This is a genomic window from Arthrobacter sp. StoSoilB22 (assembly GCF_019977315.1).
Taxonomy (GTDB): domain Bacteria; phylum Actinomycetota; class Actinomycetes; order Actinomycetales; family Micrococcaceae; genus Arthrobacter.
The window spans coordinates 3,995,216-4,014,255 of record NZ_AP024652.1 but is presented as its reverse complement, the minus strand read 5'-3'; the positions used below and the strand labels follow the sequence as shown (position 1 = coordinate 4,014,255).

The window sequence follows — 19,040 nt, the reverse complement described above, 5'->3', positions numbered from 1 at the left end:
GCGCCGGCGGCGCACCCCGTCCCGCCGTGCGCGCCCGTTTCCGCCCCGTGCACCCGTTTACGCCCCGTGCACCCCTTGAACGCCGGCGTCGCACCCGTTTCCGCCGTGCGCAGCAGCGGTTATGGGTGCATTCGGCGTTAAGGGGTGCGCAGGTGGAACCCAGCCCGGCCAAGCCATCCGCTCCACTAGTTCGACTTGCTCAGCGTCCGGCCCATGATCGCCTGGGTGAGGGCATCGATCACTTCGGCGTTGGCCAGCGGGTTCCGGATCAGGGTGAAGTCGACGTCCCCCACTGGCGGGAGGCCGAACCGCTGGGTGATCACTTTCAGGTCCTCGGGCACCAGCGAGGCGGGCATGACCGCAACTCCAATGCCCGCGCGTACCGCAGCCAACACTCCGCTGATCTGCTTGGTGCTGCACGTGATCCGCCAGGTCCGGCCCTCGGCTTCCAGTGCATCAATAGCCAGCTTCCGGCTGAGGCTTGGCGCCGGGTAGGCGATGAGAGGGACCGGCGCTCCGGGCTCAAGGATGGTTTGCTCGACGCCCACCCACGCAAAGTTGTCGTGCCGGACCACCGTGCCTTCCTTGGCTCCGGCCACCCATTTCACGAACACCAGGTCCAGTTGCCCGGCATTGAGCCGCTTGTAGAGCTGGTCGCTTTGACTGACGGTGAGCTCCAGGTTGATTTGCGGGTACAGCTGCCGGAACTCGCGAAGGATCCGGGGAAGGCCGGTGATGGCGAGGTCGTCGGCGGTGCCAAAGCGGAGCCGCCCGCGCATGGCTGAACCGGAGAAGTAGCGGGCTGCGGAGTCGTGGGCAGCAAGGATGCTACGGGCAAATCCGGCCATGGCGTCGCCGTTATCAGTGAGCCGGACCTCGCGCGTATCGCGGGCAACCAACACCCGTTTGGCGGAGGCCTCGAGCTTGCGGACGTGCTGGCTGACGGTTGGTTGCGCGAGTCCCAGGCGTTCTGCAGCCTTGGTGAAACTCAGCGTCTCTGCGACGGCCAAAAAGGAACGGAGCTGGACAGGTTCGAACACGTAACTCCTCAAGCGCAGGTCAGCGCCGGGCCGGAGTACTGCGCCATTGGAGAGGGCTCATTGCATTCCGCAATGCTAGTTATAGGCGCAATACGCTTCCATAATTGCTGCTGGCAACCATAGCGTTAAACGTATCCCACCGAAACTCTCGATCCGAGGACTACTTTTGGCACCCCCACCGCCTTCAGCGGCAAACGTCAGCCAGCCCGTCATCGATTCCCTCTCCGCGCCTCAGCCGCCGGACACCGTCACCCAGCCGCTCGCCGTCGTGAGTGAAAAGCTGCCCTGGCGGCATACTTTCATCTCCCTGAAGGTCCCCAACTTCAGGATCTTCGCGATTGGCCACTTTATAGCCGTGATCGCCATCTGGATGCAGCGCATTGCCCAGGACTGGATGGTGCTTCAACTCTCCGGGTCCGTCACCGCGGTCGGAATTACGGTGGCGTTGCAGTTCATGCCGTCACTTTTCCTTGGCCCATGGGGTGGCATGATTGCCGACCGTTTTGCCAAGCGCAAGATCCTCATCATCTGCCAATCGGCGGCCGCAGTACTGGCCTCCCTCCTCGCGGTGCTGTCCCTGAGTGGCCGCGTCGAAGTATGGCACGTCTACGTGATCGCCCTTGCCTTGGGCTTCGTGACTGTTCTGGACCAGCCAGCCAGGCAGGTGTTCGTCAACGAGCTCGTCGGACCCAAGTACCTGCGCAACGCCATCAGTGTGAACTCCACGACCTTCCAGCTCGGCGGGCTGATCGGTCCCGCCCTGGCCGGTGTGCTGCTCACAGCAGTTGGTGCCGGCTGGGCCTTCGCCGCCAACGCCGTGGCATGCTGCTCCACGGTGGCCATGCTGCTGATCCTCCGCAAGGACCAGCTGCACCTCAGCCAACCGACGCCGCGCAAGAAGGGCATGCTGCGCGAAGGCCTCAACTACGCGCTGAGCAAGCCAACCATCTACTGGCCATGGTTGATGGCCGGCTTCGTGGCAGTTTTCGCCATGAGCCTGCCGGTACTGCTGGCCGCCTTCGCGGACCACGTGTACGACGCCGGTGCCGGAGGCTACGGCCTGCTGAACGCTATGGTTGCGCTCGGTGCACTCGCGGGAGCGGTGGCGTCCACCCGGCGTCGTCAGTTGCGGTTGCGCTCGGTGGTGACCTCCGCCGGGTTGTACGGTTTGATGCTCTGCGTGTCCTCACTGATGCCAACCATGGTGTGGTTCAGCGTCACTATGGTCCTGGCCGGATTCTGGTGCCTGATGTTCCTCACTGCAGCCAACCAAATGGTGCAGACCAGCTCCAACATGAGCATCCGCGGCCGCGTCATGAGCCTGTACCTGGTGGTGCTGATCGGCGGCCAGGCAATCGGCGGTCCCATGATGGGCTGGCTCGCCGAGCACCTCGGTCCGCACCTGGCCGTCCTGATCTCCGGTGGGGTGCCGGCCATCGCAGCTGCGGTAGTCGCCGTCGTACTGGCCCGGAAGTCATCCCTGCACATCAAGGTGGACCTGCGTGATCGGCGTCGGGTGCTGCGGATCGTGCGGGAGCCGCAGACCGTATAAAACAGGTGAAGCGCCCCAGCCGAACCGGGGCGCTTCATGTGGCGTGGCGCTAGGCCGCAGGTATGTGCGGATACTCCGCTGAGCGTCCCTGGAACTCCAGGACGTCCGGGTTCCGGATCACGCCGTCGCGGATCTCGATGGCCCGGGAGATGGTGTCGTTGGCATCCCATCCCTCCGGTCCCGCCACCACGGTGTCCAGGAAGGGCAGCAGGGCCTCGCTGATTTCCCAGCTGGCCGAGTTCCACAGGTAGGACGGGCTGTGGTCCACTGCGTAGTAATTGACGTGCCCACCAACGCGGAACATGGGCTCGTCGAACGTGGTGGTCCGTGCCCAGCTGAAGCCCATGCCTTCGTCGCACGAAACATCCACGATGAGGCTGTCCGGCTGGAATTCGGCCAGGTCCTCCGTGCGCAGATATGTCAGCGGCGCATTGGGGTCCTGCAGGGTGCAGTTCACCACGATGTCCGCCGCTGCAAGGAACGGCGCAAGGGGTTTGCGGCCCTTGTCCGTGATGACTTCGCTCAGGAAAGGCGCCTTGCTGTCATGGTCGAACTGCACGATCCGCACTGAGTGGATCGGAGACCCGACGGCGGCGACGCCACGGTTTGTCAGGACCTGGACGTCGTGGATGCCATGGGCATTGAGCGCCGTGACAGCACCGCGGGCGGTGGCACCGAAGCCAATGACGACGGCGCTGAGCCGGCGGCCGTAGTCGCCGGTGGAACCCGTCAGGGCCAGGGCGTGCAGCACGGAGCAGTACCCGGCGAGCTCATTGTTCTTGTGGAAGACGTGGAGGCCGAAGCCACCATCGCCCGCCCAGTGGTTCATCGCTTCAAAAGCAATGAGCGTGAGCTTCTTGTCGATTGCCAACTGGGTGATCGCCCGGTCCTGCACGCAGTGCGGCCAGCCCCACAACGTTTGACCGTCACGGAGTTCAGCCAGATCCTGGGCCTGCGGCTTAGGGAGGAGGATGACGTCGCTGTTGGCAATCAATTCCTCACGCGTTCCGAGCCCGCCTACCAAAGACTCAAGTTTGCTGTCCGGAACGCCGAACCGCTCGCCGTAGCCATGCTCGAAGCGAAGTTGCCCGCGAACTTCAGGGGCAATCCGCTCCAAATGCTGCGGGTGGATCGGTAGACGGCGCTCATTGGGCTTCAGCGAGGAAGCCAGGACGCCTATGCTGAGCTGGCCGGTTGGCGCGGTCACTTCTTGTTGCCGGTGGAAGGCTTCGCGGCCTCGGTGGCGGAAGACTCGGAAGCCCGCTTATCCGCACGTTTTTCCTTGATGGATTTACTGGATTTCTTTGATGCGGTTTGGCGCGGTGATTTGTCGCCCATGATGGCTCCCTTAGAGCGGAGCCGCGATGGCTCCTGACTCCTGACGATACACCTTCCCCGGACCGGGTTGTGGCCGGAGTCACGAGGGCTGGGCGGCAGCCTGGAGACAAAAGAAACCCCGGATCGTTGGATCCGGGGTTTTCTTGGAGCGGGCGACGGGAATCGAACCCGCGTATCGAGCTTGGGAAGCTAGCGCTCTACCATTGAGCTACGCCCGCGTTGCCCGGGAAAAATCCCCTGAGCGAGTCCTAGCTTAGCGCAGTTGCGGGACTCCTCATGACCGGCGCACCGTAGACCGCTGCGGGCCGTCACCGCGGCCCACCCCGGCCCTATTTGAACAGCTTCATGCCATTCCAGCCGTTGCCCACCTGGCGCTGGGCACCCCAGACCCCCGCACCCAGGGCGTAGTCCACAAGATAGCCGTCCACGGTATGGGCAGTGATGCTGCGCGTTCCCGGGCCCGACAAACCAAAGCTCGGAACCAGCGCCTTCATGGTGCCCCAGCCGGAACCAATGGTGGTGGGCAGTCCCGCGAAGCCGCCACTGCCGTTGCCGGGGTAGCTGAGCAGGTGCCCGGAGGTTGTGGTGGCCAGGATGTCGTTGGCGCCGTCGGCATTCCAGTCGGCCATGGTCAGGCCCATTCCAGCCCAGCCGCTTCCAATGTCCACGCGGTAGATCAACGCCCTGCCCATGGTATTGGGGTAGTAGCGCAGCCCGCCATCCGGGAAATAGCCAACGACCCCTGGGAAGCGTTCCGCGGCGGACCATTTGCCCACGGTGATGTTCATCTTGTCCCAGTCACCGGTTCCCACCACGATCTGAGTGGAGAAAGCACCGCCAGGCCAGCCCGTAAACAAGCCCAGAGTGCCGTTGTCCCATTGAGCCAGAATGTCGTACACGCCATCAGAATCCCAGTCCACTACGAAGGCCTGCTTCAAGCCATGCCAGTTGGAGCCGATCACCGTGGGAACGCCGTAGCCGCCGCCACCGTGCGCAGGGTAGCGAAGGAGCCGGCCGGAAGAGTCTGCGGCCACCAAGTCCGCTCCGGAGGTGATGCTCGCATAAGCGGTGGGATTGCCCGCAAAGTACTGTTCCATGGTGGGAAAGCCCCGGCGTTTCATATCGGTGGCCAGATCCACGCCGACGTAACGCAGGTGCCACGGCTCATAGCTGTAGCCCGTGATGTTCGTATAACCGTTGGGATAGCGGACTATGAAGCCGTACTTGTGGGCATTCGCGGCCACCCAGATGCCGGCGGCCGTGTCACCGAAACACGTACTAAGCCCGCACGAACCGTTGGCGTTCCCCACATCCACAGCCAATCCGGTCTGATGCTCGCTGTGTCCTGGGCGTGCCGAAATGAGATCCGCCTGGGCCTGGCCGTAGATGCTGACGTAGTAGGAGTAAACCTGCTGCTGCTGCGCGTAGGAACGGTAGCCGCTCACCACTGCAAGCCCGCCCGTGCCGGCATCGGCCGCACCTTGGAACAAACCGTTGAGCCATGCCGCAGCTTCGGCGCGCAGGTACTGCCCGGAGCCGCGGGCATTAACAAGGTCGCCCGGAGCGTAGCTCACAGGATTCAGGGGCCTGGATTTATTGACCAAAACAGAGTAGCTCGCGGGGTTTCCCACAGGATCGACGCTCGGCAGCGGATTCGCTGCGGTTGGCACCGCTGCTTGAACGACGGCGGCCTGTGCTGCCGTGCCAGGGACCGGCGCTGCCGTGGCAGGCGCCCCAGCCATGACCCCGCCAGCTACCGCCAGGCTGAAGATCGCAGCGCAAGCTGCCAGTCGTCGTCGTGCGTTCCCCACGGAACCCGAATGATTTTTCCCTCGCATAACGCCCCCAATTTTTTTGTAACCAGCCGCAGGCACTCTACCCGGCCCGCGGTCGCCTGTCAGCAGTTACCCGCAATAATCGGCAGATAACCATTCGGTCAAGGCTCGGCAGTCTTGTGTCGTGGGCGCCCCGCCCCTGACTATTCTGAAGGTGTTAGCTGCAGCGTATGGGGAACCGGGCTACGAATATTCGACCGTACGCCGAAAGAGGTTCCGTGGCATTCGCAGCCCATGAAGTGGTGATCAATAGGGACGCCATGACCGTCTACGGATTCCTCATGGACGGGATGAACAACTCCCTCTGGCGTTCCGGAGTGCGCAGCATCGCGCTTCGGTCCGGCGTTCGCGGCCAAAAAGGTGCCCTGTACCAGCAGACGATAACCGGCCCCGGCGGCCGCCCCGTCGCCGCCGACTTCAGGATCACCGACGCCCGCCCAGGAGCCGAAGTCCGCTATTCCGTGGTGACTGGGCCAGCACGGTCCACCGGCGGTTTCTACCTCAGCACCGAAGGCAACACCACCCGGCTCCGGTTCGCCCTTGAATACCACCCCAAGGGCCTGCGTAAGCTCATGAACGGCGTGATCCAGAAAGCGTTAGAGGGCGAAGTGGCGCAGCTGGAACAGCTCAAGATTGCCATCGAAGCCCACCCTGAGGGGTAGTCGCCGCTGTTGACGTACGACGCCGACGCCCGGGTTAGGCGTTGAGGCGCAGCTTCTACTGGGCGAACTTCAGCCCGCCCCAACCGATGCCTATAGTCACCGGAGTTGTGAGGCGTCCGGTATTGAGATCCCAATACTCAACAACACCGTTGCGGTTCAGCCCGGCAACACCCGTCGAGTCGGGACCGGTCACACCTCGCAGCGTTCGCAGCCCGATGTAATCCGTCCATTCAGCACCCACTACCGGACGCGATTCCTGCTTGGGCGTGCCCAGTCCGCTGCCCCGATACAAGCGGAGGGTGCCGTTGGCCTCAGTGGTGAGCAAATCCTGGAATCCGTCGGCGTTGTAATCCACCATGTTCAGTCTGATGGCCGGGAAACCCGTTCCAATCGCCGCCTGCGCACGAATATAGGCCAGGCCCGCGTTCTTGTAGAGGTACAGGTTGCCGCCCGAGTCCATGGCTACGATCTGGGGAAGCCGGTTGTTGGCGCACCACGTGCCCACGGCAATATTTAGCGTCCCCCAGCCCTGCCCAAGTGCAACGGGATCCTTGAAACCTCCTGCTTGAAGACCGGGATACACCAAGAGGGCGCCGTCGAGTCTTTGGGCGATCAGGTCAAACACACCGTCGCGGTCCCAGTCCGTAATGAAGAGGTCCTTCAGCCCGGTGAACCCGAGTCCGATTCTCTTGCCACCGCCGTACCGGCCGCCACCCCACGAAGGGTAGGCCACCACGGAACCGTCGCCGGCGATTGATACCAGGTCTGCAGCGCTGCTGATCGATGCCGCGCTGAGGTTAAGGGTGGGTGGTTGGTGCTTGCTGCCAGGTTCGCAGACACCTACAGGATCCGTTGGTGGCGGGACGGTGCCGCCCGGGCTGGTGGTGGTCCCTGCCGGCAAGGTGGTGTAGCCGAAGAAATTCACCACACCCCAGAGCGTGAATCGATTCGGGGTGGTCTGCCAGTTTCCATCCGTGTACGTGATGCCGATGCCCATGACATTGAACCGAGGATCACGGAGAAGAGCATCGTGCCCCGGCGATCCCTTCCACCACTCCACAAGCTGCGCCGCGTCCCGGTCCCAGCGGACAGCGATCACCTCACCCGCGCCGTTGTTGGGGTTCAGCGCTCGAGGATCCGTCCAAAAATTGGCGCGGTGCTGGATCACCTCACGCGTTGCGATGTTGTTGGACCAATCCTGGGCCAGGCTGGCCACAGTTGCGTGGTACTTCACGGGGGCCAGGCCGAGCGATGCGCGGTAACTGTTGATCGCGTTGAAAACCGTCAGGATCGCTGCCGTGTTGCTGTCAGGGAGGAGGGCCAGGGCGCCGTTGTCAGGATTAATGTCGCCGCTGGGGGCCTTTCCCGGGAACGGCGCGGGGGCGGTGGGTGAGGGTGCCGGGTTTTGGGTTACTGCAGGGGGCGGAGGCGGAGTTGATCCAGATGGTGCGGTGTCGACTGCTGGGGGTTCGGTTGCCGGAGGTTCGGTCGCCGGGGGTTCGGTCGCCGGGGGTGGAGAGGCGGTGTCAGTGGGCGACGGGCTCGGAGAGCCCGTCGGTTCCGTCGGTTCGGTGGGTGAGGCTGGTTCGGTGGGTGAGGCTGGTTCGGTGGGTAAGGAGTCCGCGGGGTTCGGTCCTGCGGCCGGGGCCGTCGGCGGTGCCTCACTGGGGACGGTGCCGGCGGTCACTGGTGGCGCCGGTTCAGTTGCCGGCGGTCCGGAGACACCAGGGTCCGAGGGGTTGTCCGGACCCCACGAGGGCCCGATGCTGGGCAACGGCGGCGGAGTTTCAAAGACGGGATCCACGGCGACGGGACCACCGTTTGAGTCGGCTCCCGTCGTGATGCTTGGTGTCGGCGTCGAAGTCCCGGCGTCCGGGGCGGGCGCCGTGGACGGCTGGGATACGTTGCCGGCTGCCGGGAGGGGCGCGGAAGGTGCGGGCTCCGCCGTCGTGCTTTCCTTCGGTCCCGTCAGTCCTGACGGGACCTCTGCCGAAGGGGTGGACGTGGGGCCGGGGTAGGTCTGCGTTGAGGGAAAAATCTGGCTGGAAGCAACCACCCCAAGAGCCAGGGTGCAGGCCAGCACAATGGCGGCAGGCGCAGCCAGTTTTCTCACAATTACCCCGCGAATGCTCGTTGCCCCCAAGTACGGGCGCGGTTGTACATGTCCGGGAACTATAGTCCCATGGGGCGGCGTGGACAATGCATGGGGTATTTTTGATGCTGTGCTGATCTCTGACCGCGATATTCGTGCCGAAATAGACTCCCAACGGATTGTTCTTGAACCGTACGACCCCGCGATGGTTCAGCCGTCTTCCGTGGACGTGCGGATTGACCGGTTCTTCCGGCTCTTCGACAACCATAAATACGCCCACATCGACCCCGCCGAGGAACAGCCTGAGCTGACCCGGTTGGTGGAAGTGGAGGGCGACGAGCCATTCATTCTTCACCCTGGGGAGTTCGTGCTCGGTTCCACCTACGAAACTGTCAGCTTGGCCGACGACATTGCTGCGCGCCTCGAGGGGAAGTCATCCCTGGGGCGGCTTGGGCTCCTGACGCACTCCACGGCTGGCTTCATCGATCCCGGTTTCTCGGGTCACGTGACCTTGGAGCTCTCCAACGTTGCCACGTTGCCCATCAAGCTGTGGCCGGGCATGAAGATCGGCCAGCTGTGCTTCTTCCGTCTGACGTCCTCCGCTGAGCACCCCTACGGTTCCGGTGAGTACGGCAACCGCTACCAAGGCCAGCGTGGACCCACCGCCAGCCGCAGCCACCAGAATTTCCACCGGACGTCCATTTAGCGTCTTCTGGCGTGCCGCCGAGGGGTTAGCTCCCCGGGCTCTGGGTGTGTCTTTGGGGTGAGATCCCGCCCCCTCGGCGGAGGGTGAGATCCCGCCCCCTCGGCGGAGGGTGACGTGCTTGCTACGCGGGTGCGCGTTCCGGCGTGCGGGGTGGTGCTCCCGGAGTTTTTCGGATGGCCTTGACCACTGGCTCCACAAAGCGGGCCGCAAGCGGGCCGAGGATGGCCATGATGAGTACGTAAGCGGTAGCGAGGGCTGCAAGTTCGTCGGGCACTGCCCCGGAAGCAACAGCCAGCCCTGCGATGACAATGGAGAACTCACCGCGGGCGATCAACGCAGCTCCTGCGCGGAAGCGGCCCGGCACAGCGATGCCCGCGCGCTTGGCGGCCCAAATTCCTGTGAGCATCTTGGTTGCGGCGGTGACGAATGCCAGCACCAGCGCCCATCCAAGGACCGGGGGAATGGAGGTGGGGTCCGTGTTGAGTCCAAACGCCACGAAGAAGATGGCAGCAAAAAGATCCCGCAAAGGTTCGAGTATCCTGGTGGCGTTGTGGGCCGTCGCACCGGAGATAGCGATGCCCAACATGAACGCACCCACTGCGGCGGAGACTTGCAGGGCAGATGCAATGCCCGCCACGAGGAGAGCCAGGCCAAGCACGTTGAGGAGGAAGACCTCCGAGTTCTCGCTGTGCACTGCTTGCGAGACCCGGTGGCCGTGCTTGAGCGCAATCACCAGAACCACCGTGACCACGGCGAGGGCAATTCCCACCGTTTGCAGTCCGCCGAGGAATCCCACACCGGCAAGGATGGCGGTCAGGATGGGCAGGTAAATGGCCATTGCCAGGTCTTCAAAGACCAGGATGGAAAGCACAACGGGCGTCTCGCGGTTACCGATTCGGCCGAGGTCGGTGATCACCTTCGCGGCGATGCCGGACGACGAGATATAGGTGACGCCACCCATGACGATTGCACCCACGAGTCCCCATCCCAAAAGCACGGCCAATCCGGCGCCCGGCAGGAAGTTGAGGACAAAGTCCATGACGCCGGCCTGCCACGATCTTCGAAGACCTGTAACAAGCTCCGACGCCGTATATTCCAGTCCGAGCATCAGCAGCAGGAGGATGACGCCGATTTCTCCCGAGAGATGGGCGAACTCGTGCATGCCATCGAGTTTGACGAACCCGCCGGCTCCGAAAGCCAAGCCCCCCACCAAGTAGAGGGGTATGGGGGACATGCCTATTCGGCCCGCTAGTCGAGCCAGGAGACCGAGGCAGAAGACGACGGCCCCCAGTTCAACGAGGGCTAATGCAAGCGGATCCATACCGGTCAACCGTTGCGGAGGATGTCGGCTGCCGAGTCAAGACCTTCCTGCGTGCCGACCGCTACGAGCAAATCGCCGGTGTGAAGTACGACGTCGGGAGCCGGCGACGGGACCACCTCGCCTTCGCGCATGATCGCCACGATGGAGACACCGCTGCGTGTGCGGATCTGCGCTTTGCCCATGGGTTGGTTCACGAAGGGCGACTCCGGTGTGATGGAGAACTGGCGGGTGACGATGCCCGGTATCTCGCGATGCTCCTCGGCCAAGCGCATGGCAATGTGTTGCCCGCCCAGGAGGTTACCTAATGTGGAAGCCTCGTCGGCTGTCAAAGGGATGGATGCCTGGCAGGTGTCAGGATCATCCCAGGTGGACACGAAAAGCTCTGTCTCGCCCTCTCGAAGTTCCACGACACCGATGCGACGGCCCGAGGCCGTGACGAAATCCTTACGGACCCCGAGGCCTGGGAGTTCAGTCTCATCCACGTTCATAGCTTCACCCTAACTCTGTTGTACGGGTCCGGTACGGCGTTCATGCCCAACCGGCCCTATGTAGTTAACGCTCGGGGACCACGGCTATTTCCACTTGGGCCGGCGGCTTCACCGGGAGGATCACCAAGAGGCCCGCGAGCAGCACCACCATGATTCCCAGGATGCCCCAGCGTTGCGCTTCACCTTCTGCAACAAGCGGCGAGGCAATGGTGATGCACAGGGTGAAAAGTGTGGGGGCGAGGAAGCTGACTGCCCTGCCAGTTGTGGCGTAAAGCCCGAACAGTTCACCGGATTCCCCGGCCGGGGCCAGCCTTGCCAGGTACGCCCGTGATGACGATTGGGCTGGTCCCACGAATAAGCAGAGCATCAGACCGAAGACCCAGAACGTGGTGGTCCCGGGCCAATCATTTCCGAAGAAGACGTAGTCCCCATTGCCGAGAACCAGGATGGCTGTGCCCGCGATGAGGAGGCCAACCAAGGAAAGGATAATGACTGACTTGGGTCCGATCCTGTCATCCAGGAAGCCTCCGACGATGGCACCGACAGCCGCTACAACGTTGCCGAAGATGGCGAAGAAGATGACGTCCTTGAGTTCAAATCCGAAAGTACCGGCGGCGATGACGCCGCCGAAGGTAAACACGGCCGCGAGGCCGTCGCGGAAGATGGCGCTGGATAGCAGGAAGTAGATGGTGTGGGGACTGGTCTTGTAGATCGCGCTGATGCGGCGGAACAGCAGTTTGTAGGAGTCCACAAAACCCAGGGATGTGGTGTTTCGCCTCGCGGAAACTTCCGGAACCGCGAACATCACGGGAAGTGCAAAGATGAAGAACCATAGGGCGGAGAAGATGGCAACGAGCCGGATGTTCAGTGAGTCCTGCGTTGACGAGCCGAACCAGTCGAAGGAAGGCTGGACAAACAACTGCAGAACAAGGAGGAGCGCCACGATTCCTCCGAGGTACCCCATAGCCCAGCCAAAGCCACTGACCCTGCCAATGTTCTTGGGGGTTGAGATCTGGGCCAGCATGGCGTTGTAGTTCACGCCTGCAAACTCGAAGAAGATGTTGCCCAGAGCGATCAGGCAGACGCCCAGGAGCAGGAATTCCGGCCTCGGGAAAACGAAGAAGCACAGCGCAGTCAGGACGGCTGTGGCGGCCGTGTTGACTCCAAGCCAGAGCTTGCGGCGCCCTCCGGCATCTGAACGTTGGCCCGTGACGGGAGCAAACAGTGCAATAGCTAGGCCCGCAATTGCCAGCGCGGCACCGAGGGCTGCCGAGGCAGCGTCCTCACCTCCGAAGGCATTAGACGTCAAATAGACGGTGAAAACGAAGGTGGTCATGACCGCTTGAAAGGCAGCTGATCCCCAGTCCCAGGATGCCCAAGCGAGGATTTGTGCCTTTTTGGAGGCAACAGGTCCCGAGGCAAGCTCGGACGTCGGATGGGAGGCTTCGGGAACTGCGGCCGCGTTCATAGCTTGAATGCTATAGGGGGTAGGGATGTCGGTGGGCACATGACAGACCGGTATGTGGACAACGCGGCTTTAAGCCGTCCGCGCAGACGGGTTCCCATGCCGAAAACTGTCGGTCCGCCTTGATAAACTGGGTAAACCGAACCCAACGTATGACCGCCTGCTCCAACTTTTGACAATATGTTCCTGACTTTGCGGAGATAACAGTGATCACAGTTCTCGCCATCACCTTTGTAGCGGCAACTGTGGCGCCCTTGATCTTCCGCAAACTGGGCAGAAATGCGTTCTACGCCCTCGCGGCTGTTCCTGCGGGCGCCTTTGTTTGGCTGGTCTTCCAGTACGAGGCCGCATATTCCGGTGGAGGAATGGAAGAAATCCTTCCATGGATCCCCACCCTTAAGCTCGAGCTCGCTTTCCGTATGGATCCCCTGGCGTGGGTGATGTCGCTCCTGATCCTCGGCGTTGGATCTTTGGTGTTGATTTATTGCGCCCGCTACTTCAAAAACAAGGACGCGGATCTGGGCGGATTCGGAGCTCAACTCCTGGCCTTTGCCGGCGCGATGTTCGGTTTGGTGACTTCCGATGACCTGCTGATGCTGTTCATCTTCTGGGAACTCACCACCATCCTGTCCTACCTGCTGATCGGCTATGCGCGCACCCGTTTGGCTGCGCGCCGTTCGGCGCTCCAAGCACTCATGGTCACTACAGCTGGTGGTTTGGCCATGCTCGTGGGCCTCATCGTCTTGGGCCAGGCTGCAGGAACTTACCGGATTTCAGTGATTTTGGACCAAGCCGGGACGCTCATGAGCGGACCGATGCAAGGAGCGGTGGCTGCCGCCGTCGTACTTGTCCTTGCCGGTGCGGTGACTAAATCGGCGCTTGTTCCGTTCCACTTCTGGCTGCCGGGCGCCATGGCGGCTCCCACACCTGTCAGCGCCTACTTGCACGCGGCAGCGATGGTCAAGGCCGGCATCTATATTGTGGCGCGTCTGGCTCCGGGATTTTCGACGTCGGAGTTCTGGCTTCCCGTGGTTCTCGGCCTGGGCCTGGCCACCATGCTGGTAGGTGGCTACCGTGCGCTTCGCCAAACCGACATCAAACTCATTCTCGCCTATGGCACCGTCAGCCAGCTCGGGTTCCTCACCATGGTGGTGGGCCTGGGCCGACCGGATGCTGCCCTCGCGGGACTGGGTCTGCTGCTGGCCCACGGCCTGTTCAAAGCGGCTCTCTTCTTGGTGGTGGGCATCATTGACCACCAATCCGGAACGCGCGATATCCGCAAGCTTTCCGGGGTTTTCCGTTCTTCGCGTGCCCTCGGAGCGGTGGCCGGTATTGCTGCCGCGTCCATGGCCGGCGTGCCGCCGTTAGCTGGTTTTGTGGCCAAGGAATCGGTATTTGAGGCCTTCGTCCACTACGGCACCGGCGATCATGCTCCGGTGTGGGGCATCTGGATCCTGGTTGGGCTGGTCATCGGTTCCATCCTCACTTTCGCCTACAGCGCCCGCTTCATGTGGGGTGCGTTCGCCGTCAAGCCCGGCGTGGAGCCCACGCCTTTCAAGCCCATCAAGCCCGCCTTCCTGGCCGCACCGGCAATCTTGAGCCTCCTGACCATCGCTTACGGTGTATGGCCGGCACCCGTGGACACCTGGATCCAGCCTTACGCAGCGCTATTCGCTGATGGCGCGGACGCGGTCGACGCCGGACACTTGGCTTTGTGGCATGGCATCACCCCAGCTTTGGGGCTGACAGCGATAACCTTCGCGGCAGGCGCCGCGATGTTCTACGGACGCAACCTCGTCTCCCGGGCACAAAGCGTGGTTCCGGACTGGGTGGATGGCGACCGCGCGTACCAGAACACCATTGGCGCCCTGGACGATATTGCCGTCTGGGTCACCGGCCGCACACAGCGTGGTTCGTTGTACTTCTATCTGGCAGTAATTCTGACGGTAGCGTTCGCTGTGCCGGCCACCGCCTTGATCATGGCCAACAAGCCCCTGCCGGACGGCATCTACCTCATTGACCCGAACTCCCCGCTGCAGATCGTGGCCGGAATCGGGATCGTGGTGGGTGCCCTGGCTGCGGTCCGGGCCAACAAGCGCTTCCTTGCGGTCCTCATGGTGTCAGTAACCGGCTACGGCATCGCCCTCATGTTCGCGTTGCAAGGTGCTCCGGACCTTGCCTTGACCCAGATGCTCGTGGAAACCATCGTGCTGGTGGCCTTTGTGCTCGCCATGCGCAGCCTGCCCGCTGAGCTAAGGGACCGGACCGGTGGCAGGCTCCGGGTGATCCGAGTGATCATCGGCGCAGCCTTCGGTATCACCATGATCTTCGTGGCCATCTACGCCATGGGCGCGCGCGTTGCCACCCCCATCTCACTCGATTTCCCGCGACTGGCCTATGAAGGTGGCGGGGGTCTGAACGTGGTCAACGTGACCCTCGTGGACATTCGGGCCTGGGACACCTTCGGGGAAATCTCCGTGTTGGCCATTGCCGCCACGGGCGTTGCCAGCCTGATCTTCGTCCGCAGCCGCGGCGATCGCATCAAGACCTCCGAAGCCGTACCTGAAGGCAGTGTGGGCCGCCGCACCGGTGTCGACCGTGATTCTCACGACGGCGCCGCCCTGGCCGTCGCCAAGAAGTTCACCGACGTCACGCGCGATGCCTGGCTGGTGGCGGGACGCACGCTGGCGCCGGAGCGACGCTCGATCATCTTTGAAGTAGTGACCAGGCTGATTTTCCACTCGATGATCGTCTTTTCCATCTACCTTCTCCTGGCCGGACACAACTTACCGGGCGGCGGCTTCGCGGGCGGTCTCACCGCCGGCCTAGCCCTCACCATCCGGTACTTGGCCGGTGGCCGGTTCGAGTTGAGCGAGGCAGCGACCATCAGTGCCGGCACCCTTCTGGGGACGGGACTTGCCACCGCGGCAGCCTCCGGTGTGGTTCCACTCTTCCTGGGAGGACAGGTGTTCCAGAGCGCGATCATCGAGTTCTGGCTGCCCGTCTTTGGTGACGTCAAGTTCGTCACGTCCACGATCTTCGACATCGGCGTGTACATCGTGGTGGTGGGGTTGGCGCTGGATGTCCTCCGCAGCCTCGGCGCCGAAATCGACGAGCACTTCGAAGGCAAAGGCGCGCCGCTCGCGGATGAAGATGCCGCCGAGCATCCCGAACTTGCCCACGAAGCCGCTGAATCCGCTGCGCTCGGGAAGGGTAACGCATGAGCATCAACCTGACCCTGCTGATCGTCATGGGCGTGCTGTACGCCTGCGGTATCTACCTAATCCTGGAACGCAGTCTGACCCGAGTGCTGTTGGGTTTGATGCTGCTGGCCAACGCAACCAACATTCTCATCCTGAGCACCGGAGGGTATGCAGGCCTTGCGCCGCTGTTCAGCAAGGAAACGGCCCCGGAGGCATACAGTGATCCTCTGCCGCAGGCACTGATCCTGACGTCGATTGTCATTTCCTTCGCGGTGACGGCCTTCATGTTGGGCATTATTTACCGCACGTGGGTCCTGGCTCGTCAGGATGAGATCCAGGATGACCTTGAAGACGTTCGCGTGGCGAAGACGCCGAGCTTCGATGCCGAGGACGATGCCATCGTGCCGCTGGAAACCTCGGAATTCGCGGTCACTCCTGCCAGCCCGGCGGATCGTGACAAACCGGACGCCACAGAGACCCCCAACACGGCAACAACCCGGGAAGGAGGCAGCGCGTGAATCTCGCGAACCTGTCGCCGCTAGCTGTCCTCCTACCAATTCTGGGTGCTGCCCTGGCGTTCTTGCTGATCCGCCATCAAAGCGCGCAGCGGGTGGTGAGCATTGGCATTCTCAGTGCAACCCTTCTGCTCGAGTGCCTGCTCCTGATCTCCGTATGGGATGGGGGCACCACCTCGGTCACTTTGGGCGGATGGCTGCCCCCGTGGGGTGTGGTCCTGGTAGTGGACCAGTTCTCCTCGCTCATGCTGGTGGTCTCTACCGTGGTGAGCCTTGCGGTGCTCATCTACGCAACGGGTCAGGGTATGGCCGACGGTGACCAGGAAGCCCCGGTCTCAATCTTCCACCCCACCTATCTGATCCTGGTGGCTGGCGTGTCCAACGCCTTCCTCACCGGTGACCTCTTCAACCTCTATGTCGGTTTCGAGATCCTGCTGACAGCAAGTTACGTGCTGATGACGCTGGGCGGAACGGGGCCGCGTATCCGGGCCGGTGTTACGTATGTGGTGGTTTCCGTGGTCTCGTCCGTACTGTTCCTCATTGCGATCGCCATGATCTACGGAGCCACGGGAACCATCACCATGGCGGACCTGGCCATCAAGCTGGCCGAGCTGGACCAGGGCACCCAGAACCTCCTGCATGTGATGCTGTTGGTGGCGTTCGGCATCAAGGCTGCAGTCTTCCCACTGTCTTTCTGGCTTCCTGACTCCTATCCAACTGCTCCCGCCCCAGTCACCGCCGTGTTCGCAGGATTGCTGACAAAGGTGGGTGTCTACGCGATGGTCCGGACAGAGACGCTCTTATTCCCAGGGGACACGCTGAACGTCCCACTGATGGTGGTGGCGCTATTGACCATGATTGTCGGAATTCTGGGTGCCTTGGCCCAGAGCGACATTAAACGTCTGCTGTCCTTTACCTTGGTGAGCCACATCGGTTACATGGTGTTTGGCCTGGCCATGAGCTCAGTGGCAGGTTTGGGCGCCGCGGTCTTCTACGTAGCCCACCACATCACCGTCCAGACCAGTTTGTTCCTGGTCACCGGCCTCATTGAGCGGCGTGGTGGCAGCTCGTCCATTGACCGCTTGGGTGGCTTGGCGAAGCTCTCCCCGCTGCTGGCCTTGTTGTTCTTTATCCCCGCGATGAACCTGGCGGGCATTCCGCCGTTCTCCGGCTTCCTGGGAAAGCTGGGGTTGTTGCAAGCAGGTGTGGAGCTGGGGACGCCGTTGGCGATCACGTTGGTGGTGGGCGGCGTGGTCACCAGCCTGCTGACACTGCTGGCGATCGCCCGTGTCTGGAACAGGGCGTTCTGGCGCAGGCCCGAGGACGCTGAGTATCCGGACCCCGTGCTAAAAACGCCCGGGAACGTGGGAGTACTTCCACGGACCATGGTGGGATCCACAGCTGGACTGGTGGTGTTCGGCGTGGCACTGACCGTCTTTGCAGGCCCGTTGTTCAAGGTCGCTGACGGCTCCGCAGGAATCATGCTGGACCGTTCGGCCTATATTCACTCGGTCCTCGGAGATTCGGTTGTGGTGCCGCCGCTGGTTCGAAGGGATGACGTGCAGACGGGGGATGCCAAATGAGCCGTAAACCGATCTCGTTCCGCACGGAACTGCCGCTGCTCATCTGGTTGGTGATCGTATGGGGTGCCCTGTGGCGGGACTTCAGCCCCGGGAATCTCCTGTTCGGCGCCTTGATTGCCGTGCTGGTGGCCAAGTTCTTCTACCTTCCGCCCGTCGAGCTCAGCGGCAGGTTCAACATTCTTCGCGCCATTCCCTTTGCGCTGATGTTCCTCGCCAAAGTGGTGGCAGCGAGCTTCCTGGTGCTGTACCTGGCTGTCGCAAAAGGGCCCAAGGTCCGCAGCGCCGTCGTCGCCGTTCCGTTGCGGAGCCATTCCGACCTCATGGTGACGGCCACCGGCCACGTGATCTCGTTGATCCCAGGCTCCCTGGTGGTGGAGGTGGACCGCTCCACTTCCACGCTGTACCTGCACGCACTGAACATTTATGAAGAGGCGGATATCGACAAAATTCGTCAGGAAACCCAAGACATCGAAGCAGGATTGATCCGCATTATGGGTACACGCGAAGAAGTCGAGGCGCTCAAGGCCGAACAACGGCCAGGGCTGGAAGGGGCGGCGCTGTGAAGGAAGTAGTTCTGGTGGTTACCGCCGTCATCCTCAGCCTGGCGGCCGCAGGTGCGATTGTCCGCATCGCCGTCGGTCCGTCCCTTCTGGACCGTGTTCTGGCATCAGATGTTTTGCTGGCCATCCTGGGCGCTGCCTTGGCGATTGACATGGCGCTGAACAAGCACCTGAACAACCTGATGCTGCTGGTGGCTCTGGCAGTGATCGGTTTTATTGGCTCGGTGACCGTTGCAAGGTTCGTGGCCGAGCGAAGGGAACAGAGCAATGAATCCTGACGCTTCGGGCCTTGACTCCGTCATTGATGCTGTCACCGCGGTGTTCCTGGTGGTGGGCGCGCTGATGTCCCTGGGCGCAGCCATTGGCTTGTTGAGGTTCCCGGACCTCATGAGCCGCATGCACGCAGCCACCAAACCGCAGGTCCTGGGTCTGTTCCTCATGCTGGCCGCGATTGGACTTCAGATGCGGACATGGTGGGTGTGGCCGGTTCTGTTGGTGGCATGGATCTTCCAGCTCCTCACAGCACCAGTGTCAGCTCACATGGTTGGCCGTTCTGCCTACCGCACCAAACATGGACACCGGGAGAAGCTCACCAAGGATGAACTGGAGGCCGTGGTCCAAAGGGCGGCTGCCGGCCAGGAACCGCGGAGCGACAGCTAGCAGCAGCAACGACGAACGCC

The 19,040-nt window shown here is 62.4% G+C and carries 18 protein-coding genes and 1 tRNA gene; 10 read left to right on the top strand and 9 right to left on the bottom strand.

Annotated features, from left to right (window positions below; translation table 11 throughout):
- Positions 1 to 185: 185 nt before the first annotated feature.
- On the bottom strand, positions 186 to 1,040 hold the full coding sequence (locus tag LDN70_RS18610) for a LysR substrate-binding domain-containing protein (RefSeq protein WP_142937733.1): 855 nt from the start codon (positions 1,038 to 1,040) through the stop codon (positions 186 to 188).
- A gap of 166 nt (positions 1,041 to 1,206) precedes the next feature.
- On the opposite strand from LDN70_RS18610, the gene LDN70_RS18605 reads away from it, so the two are divergent.
- Positions 1,207 to 2,592, top strand: coding sequence for an MFS transporter (locus tag LDN70_RS18605; protein WP_223941075.1), 1,386 nt, complete (start codon positions 1,207 to 1,209; stop codon positions 2,590 to 2,592).
- Between the two features lie 49 nt (positions 2,593 to 2,641).
- On the opposite strand, the gene LDN70_RS18600 is transcribed toward LDN70_RS18605, so the two are convergent.
- The 4 genes from LDN70_RS18600 to LDN70_RS18590 form a co-directional block, all read right to left on the bottom strand.
- Complete coding sequence (locus LDN70_RS18600) at positions 2,642 to 3,799, bottom strand: N(5)-(carboxyethyl)ornithine synthase (RefSeq protein ID WP_223941074.1); 1,158 nt, start codon at positions 3,797 to 3,799, stop codon at positions 2,642 to 2,644.
- On the bottom strand, positions 3,796 to 3,930 hold the full coding sequence (locus LDN70_RS21185; protein WP_011776304.1) for a hypothetical protein: 135 nt from the start codon (positions 3,928 to 3,930) through the stop codon (positions 3,796 to 3,798). The genes LDN70_RS18600 and LDN70_RS21185 overlap by 4 nt, the downstream gene beginning before the upstream one ends.
- 144 nt (positions 3,931 to 4,074) lie before the next feature.
- Positions 4,075 to 4,148: transfer RNA gene (locus tag LDN70_RS18595), tRNA-Gly, on the bottom strand.
- 111 nt (positions 4,149 to 4,259) lie between these two features.
- Positions 4,260 to 5,768, bottom strand: a complete 1,509-nt coding sequence (locus LDN70_RS18590; RefSeq protein WP_464093672.1) for a M15 family metallopeptidase — start codon at positions 5,766 to 5,768, stop codon at positions 4,260 to 4,262.
- A 215-nt stretch (positions 5,769 to 5,983) separates the two neighbouring features.
- Here LDN70_RS18590 and LDN70_RS18585 point away from each other — a divergent pair, with 215 nt between their 5' ends.
- A complete protein-coding gene (locus LDN70_RS18585) occupies positions 5,984 to 6,427 on the top strand; it encodes an SRPBCC family protein (protein ID WP_142937738.1) in 444 nt (147 codons plus the stop codon).
- Positions 6,428 to 6,482: 55 nt separating this feature from the next.
- Here LDN70_RS18585 and LDN70_RS18580 read toward each other — a convergent pair whose 3' ends face one another.
- Positions 6,483 to 7,661 (bottom strand): CAP domain-containing protein, encoded by a 1,179-nt coding sequence (locus tag LDN70_RS18580; protein WP_286198867.1) that lies wholly within the window; start codon positions 7,659 to 7,661, stop codon positions 6,483 to 6,485.
- A gap of 295 nt (positions 7,662 to 7,956) precedes the next feature.
- Between LDN70_RS18580 and LDN70_RS18575 the strand changes: the two genes are divergently transcribed.
- Together LDN70_RS18575 and dcd are read left to right on the top strand one after the other, a co-directional pair.
- On the top strand, positions 7,957 to 8,445 hold the full coding sequence (locus LDN70_RS18575) for a hypothetical protein (RefSeq protein ID WP_223942709.1): 489 nt from the start codon (positions 7,957 to 7,959) through the stop codon (positions 8,443 to 8,445).
- A gap of 204 nt (positions 8,446 to 8,649) precedes the next feature.
- Positions 8,650 to 9,225, top strand: a complete 576-nt coding sequence (dcd, locus tag LDN70_RS18570) for a dCTP deaminase (RefSeq protein ID WP_011776299.1) — start codon at positions 8,650 to 8,652, stop codon at positions 9,223 to 9,225.
- Between the two features lie 121 nt (positions 9,226 to 9,346).
- Here the strand turns inward: dcd and LDN70_RS18565 are convergent, their stop codons facing one another.
- The 3 genes from LDN70_RS18565 to LDN70_RS18555 all read right to left on the bottom strand — a co-directional run bounded on the left by LDN70_RS18565 (position 9,347) and on the right by LDN70_RS18555 (position 12,502).
- On the bottom strand, positions 9,347 to 10,546 hold the full coding sequence (locus LDN70_RS18565) for a cation:proton antiporter (RefSeq protein WP_142937739.1): 1,200 nt from the start codon (positions 10,544 to 10,546) through the stop codon (positions 9,347 to 9,349).
- A gap of 5 nt (positions 10,547 to 10,551) precedes the next feature.
- Positions 10,552 to 11,034 (bottom strand): cation:proton antiporter regulatory subunit, encoded by a 483-nt coding sequence (locus LDN70_RS18560; protein ID WP_142937740.1) that lies wholly within the window; start codon positions 11,032 to 11,034, stop codon positions 10,552 to 10,554.
- 64 nt (positions 11,035 to 11,098) lie between these two features.
- A complete protein-coding gene (locus tag LDN70_RS18555) occupies positions 11,099 to 12,502 on the bottom strand; it encodes an MFS transporter (RefSeq protein ID WP_223941072.1) in 1,404 nt (467 codons plus the stop codon).
- 203 nt (positions 12,503 to 12,705) lie between these two features.
- Between LDN70_RS18555 and LDN70_RS18550 the strand changes: the two genes are divergently transcribed.
- From LDN70_RS18550 to mnhG, 6 genes are read left to right on the top strand one after another with little or no spacing between them, the layout of a single operon-like run.
- On the top strand, positions 12,706 to 15,723 hold the full coding sequence (locus LDN70_RS18550; RefSeq protein WP_223941071.1) for a Na+/H+ antiporter subunit A: 3,018 nt from the start codon (positions 12,706 to 12,708) through the stop codon (positions 15,721 to 15,723).
- Positions 15,720 to 16,220, top strand: a complete 501-nt coding sequence (locus tag LDN70_RS18545; protein ID WP_142937743.1) for a Na(+)/H(+) antiporter subunit C — start codon at positions 15,720 to 15,722, stop codon at positions 16,218 to 16,220. Before LDN70_RS18550 ends, LDN70_RS18545 begins: the two co-directional genes overlap by 4 nt.
- Positions 16,217 to 17,800, top strand: coding sequence for a Na+/H+ antiporter subunit D (locus LDN70_RS18540; RefSeq protein ID WP_223941070.1), 1,584 nt, complete (start codon positions 16,217 to 16,219; stop codon positions 17,798 to 17,800). The genes LDN70_RS18545 and LDN70_RS18540 overlap by 4 nt, the downstream gene beginning before the upstream one ends.
- The gene (locus LDN70_RS18535) at positions 17,797 to 18,363 is read left to right on the top strand and encodes a Na+/H+ antiporter subunit E (RefSeq protein ID WP_166842185.1); all 567 of its coding nucleotides are present in this window, start codon (positions 17,797 to 17,799) and stop codon (positions 18,361 to 18,363) included. Before LDN70_RS18540 ends, LDN70_RS18535 begins: the two co-directional genes overlap by 4 nt.
- Positions 18,360 to 18,638 (top strand): MrpF/PhaF family protein, encoded by a 279-nt coding sequence (locus LDN70_RS18530; RefSeq protein ID WP_142937746.1) that lies wholly within the window; start codon positions 18,360 to 18,362, stop codon positions 18,636 to 18,638. Before LDN70_RS18535 ends, LDN70_RS18530 begins: the two co-directional genes overlap by 4 nt.
- Positions 18,628 to 19,020, top strand: coding sequence for a monovalent cation/H(+) antiporter subunit G (mnhG, locus tag LDN70_RS18525; RefSeq protein WP_223941069.1), 393 nt, complete (start codon positions 18,628 to 18,630; stop codon positions 19,018 to 19,020). The genes LDN70_RS18530 and mnhG overlap by 11 nt, the downstream gene beginning before the upstream one ends.
- The last annotated feature ends 20 nt before the right edge of the window (positions 19,021 to 19,040 follow it).

What these genes read in the sequence shown, in the direction of transcription:
- LDN70_RS18545 (WP_142937743.1), top strand. Translation starts at nt 15,720, where the DNA reads ATGAGCATCAACCTGACCCTGCTGATCGTCATGGGCGTGCTGTACGCC.
- LDN70_RS18590 (WP_464093672.1), bottom strand. Translation starts at nt 5,768, where the DNA reads ATGCGAGGGAAAAATCATTCGGGTTCCGTGGGGAACGCACGACGACGA.
- LDN70_RS18535 (WP_166842185.1), top strand. Translation starts at nt 17,797, where the DNA reads ATGAGCCGTAAACCGATCTCGTTCCGCACGGAACTGCCGCTGCTCATC.
- LDN70_RS21185 (WP_011776304.1), bottom strand. Translation starts at nt 3,930, where the DNA reads ATGGGCGACAAATCACCGCGCCAAACCGCATCAAAGAAATCCAGTAAA.
- LDN70_RS18560 (WP_142937740.1), bottom strand. Translation starts at nt 11,034, where the DNA reads ATGAACGTGGATGAGACTGAACTCCCAGGCCTCGGGGTCCGTAAGGAT.
- LDN70_RS18565 (WP_142937739.1), bottom strand. Translation starts at nt 10,546, where the DNA reads ATGGATCCGCTTGCATTAGCCCTCGTTGAACTGGGGGCCGTCGTCTTC.
- LDN70_RS18555 (WP_223941072.1), bottom strand. Translation starts at nt 12,502, where the DNA reads ATGAACGCGGCCGCAGTTCCCGAAGCCTCCCATCCGACGTCCGAGCTT.
- mnhG (WP_223941069.1), top strand. Translation starts at nt 18,628, where the DNA reads ATGAATCCTGACGCTTCGGGCCTTGACTCCGTCATTGATGCTGTCACC.